The organism is Streptomyces sp. NPDC059851, assembly GCF_042732005.1.
Lineage (GTDB): Bacteria > Actinomycetota > Actinomycetes > Streptomycetales > Streptomycetaceae > Streptomyces.
On the sequence record NZ_JBHWJJ010000220.1, the window covers coordinates 1 to 8,233 of the forward strand.

9 protein-coding genes are annotated in these 8,233 nt (G+C 72.0%); 5 read left to right on the forward strand and 4 right to left on the reverse strand.

The window, feature by feature from the left end; all coding sequences use genetic code 11:
• The first annotated feature begins 495 nt into the window (after positions 1–495).
• The gene (locus ACFV7Q_RS37485) at positions 496–846 is read left to right on the forward strand and encodes an STAS domain-containing protein (protein ID WP_385435422.1); all 351 of its coding nucleotides are present in this window, start codon (positions 496–498) and stop codon (positions 844–846) included.
• Positions 847–891: 45 nt separating this feature from the next.
• Here ACFV7Q_RS37485 and ACFV7Q_RS37490 read toward each other — a convergent pair whose 3' ends face one another.
• Positions 892–2,034: a sensor histidine kinase gene (locus ACFV7Q_RS37490; protein WP_385435423.1), complete on the reverse strand. Its 1,143-nt coding sequence runs from the start codon at positions 2,032–2,034 to the stop codon at positions 892–894.
• A complete protein-coding gene (locus ACFV7Q_RS37495; RefSeq protein WP_385435424.1) occupies positions 2,031–2,684 on the reverse strand; it encodes a response regulator in 654 nt (217 codons plus the stop codon). The genes ACFV7Q_RS37490 and ACFV7Q_RS37495 overlap by 4 nt, the downstream gene beginning before the upstream one ends.
• 348 nt (positions 2,685–3,032) lie before the next feature.
• Here ACFV7Q_RS37495 and ACFV7Q_RS37500 point away from each other — a divergent pair, with 348 nt between their 5' ends.
• Complete coding sequence (locus ACFV7Q_RS37500) at positions 3,033–3,590, forward strand: histidine phosphatase family protein (protein WP_385435425.1); 558 nt, start codon at positions 3,033–3,035, stop codon at positions 3,588–3,590.
• A 253-nt stretch (positions 3,591–3,843) separates the two neighbouring features.
• On the opposite strand, the gene ACFV7Q_RS37505 is transcribed toward ACFV7Q_RS37500, so the two are convergent.
• The gene (locus tag ACFV7Q_RS37505) at positions 3,844–4,803 is read right to left on the reverse strand and encodes a helix-turn-helix domain-containing protein (RefSeq protein WP_385435426.1); all 960 of its coding nucleotides are present in this window, start codon (positions 4,801–4,803) and stop codon (positions 3,844–3,846) included.
• Between the two features lie 148 nt (positions 4,804–4,951).
• On the opposite strand from ACFV7Q_RS37505, the gene ACFV7Q_RS37510 reads away from it, so the two are divergent.
• The 3 genes from ACFV7Q_RS37510 to ACFV7Q_RS37520 all read left to right on the forward strand — a co-directional run bounded on the left by ACFV7Q_RS37510 (position 4,952) and on the right by ACFV7Q_RS37520 (position 7,341).
• Positions 4,952–5,986, forward strand: a complete 1,035-nt coding sequence (locus tag ACFV7Q_RS37510) for a saccharopine dehydrogenase NADP-binding domain-containing protein (protein ID WP_385435427.1) — start codon at positions 4,952–4,954, stop codon at positions 5,984–5,986.
• 209 nt (positions 5,987–6,195) lie between these two features.
• Positions 6,196–6,600 (forward strand): hypothetical protein, encoded by a 405-nt coding sequence (locus ACFV7Q_RS37515; protein ID WP_385435428.1) that lies wholly within the window; start codon positions 6,196–6,198, stop codon positions 6,598–6,600.
• 231 nt (positions 6,601–6,831) lie between these two features.
• A complete protein-coding gene (locus ACFV7Q_RS37520) occupies positions 6,832–7,341 on the forward strand; it encodes a hypothetical protein (protein WP_385435429.1) in 510 nt (169 codons plus the stop codon).
• Positions 7,342–7,541: 200 nt separating this feature from the next.
• Here the strand turns inward: ACFV7Q_RS37520 and ACFV7Q_RS37525 are convergent.
• Positions 7,542–8,233 (reverse strand): ATP-binding cassette domain-containing protein (locus ACFV7Q_RS37525; protein WP_385435430.1); only part of this gene is annotated, 692 nt, incomplete at its 5' end.

Sequence of the window (8,233 nt, forward strand, 5' to 3'; positions counted from 1 at the left end):
TCACTTGTTCTCGGTGATCGGTGTTTGGTTCGGGGGGGGGTCTGTGTGATTCTGCGTGCGCGTCGGCGGGGGCGCGCCGCCGCGCGCGGCCGCGCCCGCCCCCCCCCCCCCGGCGCCCCGCCCCCCCGGCTGGCCGCCCCGCCCATTGCCCGTCAGCCCTCTTCTGAGCCTCCCGGGAATCCGGCCGTCGAAGCACCCGGGCATATCCGCGGGGGAACGCGGCGGCCGGTCGGCCGGGACCTGCCCCTTCACCGTTGACCGCGTTCTGTGGGAACGGTGAACGGGTGACCTTCCACGATCCCGCCCGGGACGTTTCCCTCCCCGCCGCCGAGACCGCGCGCCGCAGGCTCCGGCCCGATCCACCGGCTGAAACGCCTGGTCAGGACCCTCGCCCCGGCGATCGTGCGGCGTGGCCGGGCAGTGCCGGCACCGGGGCGTGCTGGTCGCGGTGCCGGCCCGTGCCTAAGCTGGAACGGTCAGAGAAAGGACTGCCGCGTGCACAGCCGCAGCGGGAAGGACAGCCCGGACATCGAAGTCGATACCCAGGGCGATAGGGCCGTGGTACGCCCCTATGGCGAGATGGACATCGCCCGCGCCCAGGCCTTCCGCCAGGCGCTGTTCGAGGCCCTGGCCGGCGAGCCGCGCCCGAGCGACGTGGTGGTCGATCTGCAGCACCTGTCCTTCTGCGACTCCTCCGGGCTGAACGTTCTGCTGGACGCCCGGACCGCGATCGCCGCGACCGGCCAGAACCTTTACCTGGCCGCTCCCAGGGAACAGTTCCTGCGCCTACTGGAATTCTCCGGCGCCACGCAATTGTTCACCATCGAACCCGTGCCGCCGTTCTGAGGCGGTCCGGGTCTCCCCACGGTGACCTGCTCACGCCCCAGGCCGCTACCCTCCGTGCCCGCGGGCGACCCCTGCGGACCCCGGTACGCCCTCGACCGGCAGCTCCAGGCTGAGCCGGTAGCCGCCGTCGGCCGTCGGCCCCGAGGTGACGTTCCCGCCGAGAAGGGCGGCGCGCTGGCTCAGGCCGACCAGTCCGTAGTGGGCACCGGGCAGCGGTAGCGCGGGCCGGCTGGGCGCGGTGTTGGTGACCGTCACCCGGATCAGGCCCCTCTCGTGGCGCAGGTCGACCTTCGCGGTGGCGCCGGGCGCGTGTTTGCGCGCATTGGTCAGAGCTTCCTGAATGGTGCGGTAGACGGCCCGCTGCACGGTCGGCGGGAGTCCGTCGGGGAGCTGCGCGCTCAGCTCGGTCTCGATGCCGCTGCTGTCGACCAGCTGCTCGATGTCGGCGAGGGAGGGCTGGGGGGTGAGCTCCGTCAGCCGTCCCCCGGACGCCCGCAACACGCTGACCATGTGGCGCAGCTCGTCCAGGGTCTGGACGCTCAGCCGCCGGATCGTGGCCGCCGCCTCCTTGACCTCCGCGTCCCGCGCACCGACCTGGAGTGCACCGGCCCGCACGGCGATCAGGCCGACCTGGTGGGACACCACGTCGTGCATCTCACGCGCGAGCTGCGCCCGCTCCTTGGCCAGGACGGCCTGGGCGGTCAGCATCTGCTCGTGGTCGCGCGCCTCCGAGATCTCCGCCAGTCGCGCCGACAGGTCCCGCCGGGTCTGGACGAGCTGCCCCAGGAAGACCGGGGCGGCCGCCGTCGCCGCCGTGTACCCGAACCTGATCAGCGTCGCGGCGCTCGTCAGGTCGAGGCTCGGCGTGAGCAGCGCCGGCATCGAGGTCATGTCACTGAACGTGAAGGCCAGGGCGCAGGCCGCGAGGAGGATGCGGTGGCGGCTGAGCGAGGCGAGGGTGTACAGCGCGACGAGGCAGGCGAAGACCGCGTCCGAGAACAGGACGGCGGGCAGGGTGAGCACGAAGGTCAGCAACGGCAGGCGGCGGCGCAGGAGCAGGGCGAAGGCCGCGGCGAGGCCGCAGGTCATGCGCAGCGGCTCGTCACCGTCCCAGTGGACCCAGACGTCCACCAGTGCGACCGCCACCACGGCGGCGTCCAGCAGCACGGCTGTACGGCGGCTGATCATTGCGTCTCCGTCCCCAGGAGGCCGGCCCGCTGGGCGAGCAGGGCCGCCTGGACGCGGCCTCCCACCTCGAGCTTGGTGAGGATGGCGCTGACGTGGTCCTTCACCGTGCCGGTACTCAGGTGCATCCGTTTGGCGATGTCGGCGTTGGACAGTCCCTCGCCGATCAGGACGAGCACGTCGCGCTCCCGGGCGGTCAGCCGTTCGAGCAGGCGCGCCTCGGGGGCCTGCGCCCCCGCGGTCAGGAAGCCGTCCACCACGGTCCGCGTGACCTTCGACGACAACACGGTGCCGCCCTCAGCCAAGGAGCGCACCAGGAACGGAAGCTCCTCCGGGTCGGTGTCCTTGAGCAGGAAACCGGCTGCGCCGGAGCGCAGTGCCGTCTCCACGTACGCGTCCATGTCGAAAGTCGTCAGAATGGCCACCACCGGCGGAGCGGGCAGCCGGCGCAGCTCGGCCAGGACGGTGAGTCCGTCCACGTCCGGCATCCGGATGTCCAGCAACACCAGATCGGGCGCCGTCTCGCGCACCGCCGGCAGTGCCTGCCCGCCGGAAACGGCCCCCACGACCTCGATCCCGTCCGCGGCGTCAAGGATGTGCTGGAAGCCCGTGCGGATCAGCGCTTCGTCGTCTACCACCAGAACCCGGATCACGCGTGCTCCATTCGACAATCTGGACCACGGTCCGATTCGTACCACGTCGAGGGGTTCCGCGCAGGTGCCCGGCGGCCGGACCCACCGCTCGGCAGGCACCCACCAGCCGATCAGCGGGGGCGTTCGGGACACGTGACGGATGGTTGCGGCGGCAACGATCGCCGAACCTGATCGTGTGCGCGCATCCCGGCGCCGGCGCTCCCCAGGACCCTGCACTGGTGGCTCTGCCGAGGAGCGACGGCGTACGGCCCGTACGCCGCGACCGCGACCACTCCCGCCACGCCGGTCAGACCGGCCGGTTCGGCGGTCACGCTCCGGCGCCACGCCGGAGGCAGAAGGAGGACAGCCATGACGGTCCGTCTGACACTCGTGTGTGCGTCCGCGGGGAACACCGCCGGCATCTTCGGCGACCGGCCCCGAGGCGCGGGGGCGCCGTACTCGGCGACCACGGCCGGTGCGTCCCCGTCACCCCACTCGACCACACTCCGGGCCCCCTCGAACCGCTGTGCGACCACCGCCGACGAGTTCGGACTGGAGGCCACTCCCGAGCCGGCCCTGCGTGATTTCGACTACGGAGAGTGGGGCGGCCACCAGATAGACGAGATCGCCGCCACCAACCCCTACGGTTTCAGCGCATGGCTCACGGACCCCGATGCCAGACCACACGGAGGGGAATCCGTCCGGCAGCTCTGCCACAGGACCGCCACCTGGCTGTACGACCTGCCGCAGGACCAGGAGGACATGCTGGCCATCACCGAGCCGGGCGTCATCCGCGCCACGATCCTGCACGTCCTGTCCGTTCCGGACGCGGCCTTCTGGCACCTCAAGGTGCCTCCCCTGTCCACCGTGACCGTCACGTCACGCGCCGGCAGCTGGGACGTCCAGCTCGACGGCATCACGCTCTGAACCGTTCGCAGGGCCCGGGCCCCCGCCGCGGCGGGGGCCACCGGCGGCTCTGGGGAGCCACCGAGGGTCGCCGCTACACGTCTCCGGCCACGCCCGGCGGCTGCGGTGACATCGAGTACTGCCCGGCAGCGGCGTTGTCGAGGACTGTCCGGCAGTGGCGTTCGCCCTCGGCCCGGCCGGGCCGGACCCCGGCCAGACGGTCGGCTCGCCATGGCCTCCGCTCGCGGCGTCGCGCCGGGAGCGCTGGCCGCCGTCACGGGGTGGACCCGGTGCGTTCCTGGGTGCGGAAGGTGCGGCGGTAGGTGTCGGGCGGAACACCGACGGCGCGGTTGAAGTGCCGGCGGAGTGTGGTGGCGGTGCCCATCCCCGTGGTGGTGGCGATGACCTCGATGGTGGCATCGGTGCCTTCCAGGAGTTCCTGGGCGTGGCGGATGCGTTGGCCGTGGAGCCACTGCAGGGGCGTGGTACCGGTGACGGTCTTGAAGCGCCGGGTCAGGTGGCGGGAACTCATGCGGGCTTCCCGGGCGAGGTCCTCGACGGTGAGCGGTTCGTCGAGGCGGGCCAGGATCCAGGGGAGGAGCTCGGCCAGGGGATGGTTGCCGGGTGCGGGAACGGGAGTGCGGACGAACTGGGCCTGGCCGCCCTCGCGGTGGGGTGGGACGACCAGCCGGCGGGCGATGGTGTTGGCGATCGTGGTCCCGTGGTCGAGTCGGACCAGATGGAGGCACAGGTCCATCGCTGCGGCCTTCCCGGCGGAGGTCAGGACGCTGCCGTTGTCGACGTACAGGACGTCGGGGTCGACGGTGATGCCGGGGTGGCGGCGGGCCAGTTCACCGGTGTGGGCCCAGTGGGTGGTGGCGCGCCGGCCGTCGAGGAGTCCGGCGGCGGCCAGGACGAACGTGCCCGTGCACAGGGACACCACGCGTGCCCCGGCCCCGTGGGCGGCGCGTACCGCGTCGACGAGTTCGACCGGTGGGTCGCGGTCGACGTCGGCCCAGCCCGGCACGATCACGGTGTCCGCGCGCGCCAACCCGTCGAGTCCCTCGTCCGGCTCCAGCCGGAACCTGTCCACGACCACCGGCCCCGACCCGCACACCGAGAACCGGTACCAGGGGTCCACCAGATGGGTCAGGTCCGAGCCGAAGACCTCGCAGGCCAGGGACAACTCGAAATGGAGCATTCCGTCGGTGACGGCCAACGCGACGCTTCGCATGTCGGGAAGTGTACGTGCCGTGTCGTTCCGGACACTGGTGGGTGTGGACCGACCCCGGCCAGGATGGGCCCGTCACAGCGCACCGGCCGCCGCGAGAAGACGGCGGAGCCCGGTCGCACAGCAAAGGCGAGGCAGGGGAGCGGTTTTCGTGAACGGCACGGCGCACAACACGGTGGCGGTCTACGGCGCGTACGGACACACGGGAAGGTTCGTGGTGGCCGAGCTTGCCGCCCGCGGGTACGTGCCGGTCCTCGCCGGCCGCGACGCTACGAAGCTGACCGCCCTGGCGGACGCGACCGGGCACGGGGCCCGCCCCGCTCCGGTCGACGACGCAGCCGCCCTCGACCGCGCACTGGCCGGAACGGCTGCGGTGATCAACTGCGCGGGTCCGTTCGCCTCGACGACCGGCCCGGTCATCGAGGCGGCCCTGCGGGCCGGGATCCCGTACCTGGACGTGGCCGCCGAGCTGGAGGCCAACCTCGACACCTTCGCCCACTACGCCGACCGGGCCCGCGAGGAGAAGGCGGTCGTCGTCCCGGCGATGGCGTTCTTCGGGGGCTTGGGCGACCTCCTGGTCACGGCCGCGATGGGGGACTGGGCCCACGCCGACGAGGCCCACATCGCCTACGGCCTGAGCGACTGGCACCCCACCGCAGGAACCCGCCTGTCCGGCGCGGTCTCCCGCGAACGGCGCGGCGAGTACCGCCTGCGCTACAGCGGCGGCACCTGGCAGCGCCGTACCGACACCCCGCCCACCACCGAATGGCCCTTCCCCGCCCCGATGGGCCCCCGCCCGGTCGTCACCGAGTTCACCATGGCCGACGTCGTCACCGTCACCGACCACCTGTTGATCCGGGACGTCCACACCCACATGGCCGTTGGTGCCGCCCAGGACATCGCCTCGTCCGAGACCCCCACGCCCACTGCCACCGACGAGCTCGGCCGTTCCGACCAGACCTTCCTGGTCGACGTGGTCGTCCGCTCCGGCGGCGTCGAGCGCCGCGCCGTCGCCGAGGGCCGCGACATCTACGCCGTCACCGCGCCCCTGGTCGTCGAAGCCCTCGACCGCGTCCTGACCGGCCGGATCCGCACCACCGGTGTCGCCTCCGCCGGCCGCATCTTCGACGCCCCCGACTTCCTCGCCGCCCTCGCGCCCCACATCAGGCTCAGCCCTGACGCCTGACGCCTCTCGGCCGTAGCTCGGACCGGCGGCACGACCACCCGCGAGCCACCGTGTCCAACGGCAGTCCGGCGACATCGAGGTCGACGGCGTCCCGGCCGTCCGCGGTCCGCGTCGAAAACGCCCTCATCGCCGGCCCCTACATCGTCCGCACACCTGCAGCTCGGACAGCACCCGTCGATTGCCGCACACCACGACAAGGGGACCACACCATGACCAGACGAACGACGGCCCCACAGGGCGCCGGCACCTTCCTCAAGACCGCGCTGGCCCTGCAGACCCTGACCCTCTTCTGCCAGGCCGTCACCGCCGGAATGCTGCTGACCTCGCCCCTCGCCGGCGAGGTGCACCACGTCGGATCGCGCGTGATGTACGGCGCGTCGATGCTGTACGTGCTCGCCGCGATCCTGGCCTGGCGCCCAGGCGGCGGATCACCCCGCCCCGTCCTGCACGCCACCGGTTTCCTCCTCCTCGCCTCGGCACAGGTCGTGCTGGGCATCGCCCACGTGTCCTCGCTCCACGTCCCCCTGGGCGTGGTGATGTTCGCCCTCAGCACCCTGGCCCTGGTCCGGGCACTGTCCCCGCACTTGCTGGCGCGTCCCGCTGCCAGGCCGTAGCCGCCGAACGCAACCGCCGAACGCAACCGCCGTACGGGTCTGACCGGCCCGTGCCACGCCCTCACAGCCCGCGGACCGTCCCCGTGCTGGGCGAGGAACGCGCCGGTGAAAGCAGCGGTGTCGTCGGTGGCGAGGTCATCCGGCCCGTCCGGCCGACGGGACATCTGGTTTCCGGACGCCGACCGCGCGTGCCGGCATTCCGTCATGTCGACGGGGGAAGTACCTGCAACGGTGGCTGGCGCGGTGCAGGAGCTGCGGGAGATCGCCCACTCGTGGGTCGACGGGCAGCACGTGGAACCGGACCTCTTGACCGAAGCTGCTCTGCGTGCCGTGTGCGCCGGCGTCGACACACCGTCACTGCTGCACCTCGCCGCGCTGAACCGCTGCGAGCACGACCTGGCCCCGGAGCTGTTCGGCCGGGTGATGGACGAGCTCGGTTTCGGTTTCCACCCGCCCCAGGACTACTGGGAAGGCCGGCTGGCGCTCGCCCGCTGGTGGGCTTGCGAGATCGTCGGAGGCTGGCTCGACCCCGCGGAGGGCACCGCCCTCATCTTCTACGACGTGGCAGAGGCCTACGGGCGCTGCGAGGAGTTGAACCCCCTGATCGACGCGATAGCGGCGTACTGGGAGAACGGCGGGCCACAGCGCTCCCCGGAAGACACCACCGCACAGCTGGACCAGATCGCCCGGCAACTCGTGGCCCGCATTCCGCCCCCCGGTCCACCCCTCCTGACGGCATGAACACCCGCCCTGGGCGGCATCGAGCGGTACCCGACAGCGCCCCGCGGCTGACCCGCTCCTCGCCGCGCCCACGGTCCGGCCAGGGGGCGGCCGGACCGCGAGCGCGGGCGTGACGACGTCTACCCGCACCGCCTGCAGCGCTCCACCCGGGGCCGGGCGGTCCGCTCGGAAGGGACGACGGGGTTGCGCAGGGGCGTCCCTCAGGCGCCGATGTAGTCCGCCAGGTGCTCGCCCGTGAGGGTGGAGCGGGCGGCGACCAGGTCGGCGGGGGTGCCCTCGAAGACGATCTGGCCGCCGTCGTGTCCGGCGCCGGGACCGAGGTCGATGATCCAGTCGGCGTGTGCCATGACCGCCTGGTGGTGTTCGATGACGACGAGTGACTTGCCGGAGTCGACGAGCCGGTCGAGCAGGCCGAGGAGCTGCTCCACATCGGCGAGGTGGAGGCCGGTGGTCGGCTCGTCGAGGACGTAGATGCCGCCCTTCTCACCCATGTGCGTGGCCAGCTTCAGGCGTTGCCGCTCGCCGCCGGACAGGGTGTTGAGCGGCTGGCCGAGGCTGAGGTAGCCGAGGCCGACGTCCAGGAGGTGTTCGAGGATCTTGTGCGCGGCCGGGGTGCGGGATTCGCCCTCGCTGAAGAACTTCTCCGCCTCGGTCACTGACATGGCGAGTACCTCGCTGATGTCCCGGCCGCCGAGGTGGTACTTCAGCACCGACGCCTGGAACCGCTTTCCGTCGCAGTCTTCGCAGGGGTTGGACACCCCGGCCACGATGCCCAGGTCGGTGTAGATGACGCCGGTGCCGTTGCAGGTGGGGCACGCGCCCTCGGAGTTGGCGCTGAACAGCGCCGGCTTCACCCCGTTGGCTTTGGCGAAGGCCTTGCGGATCGGGTCGA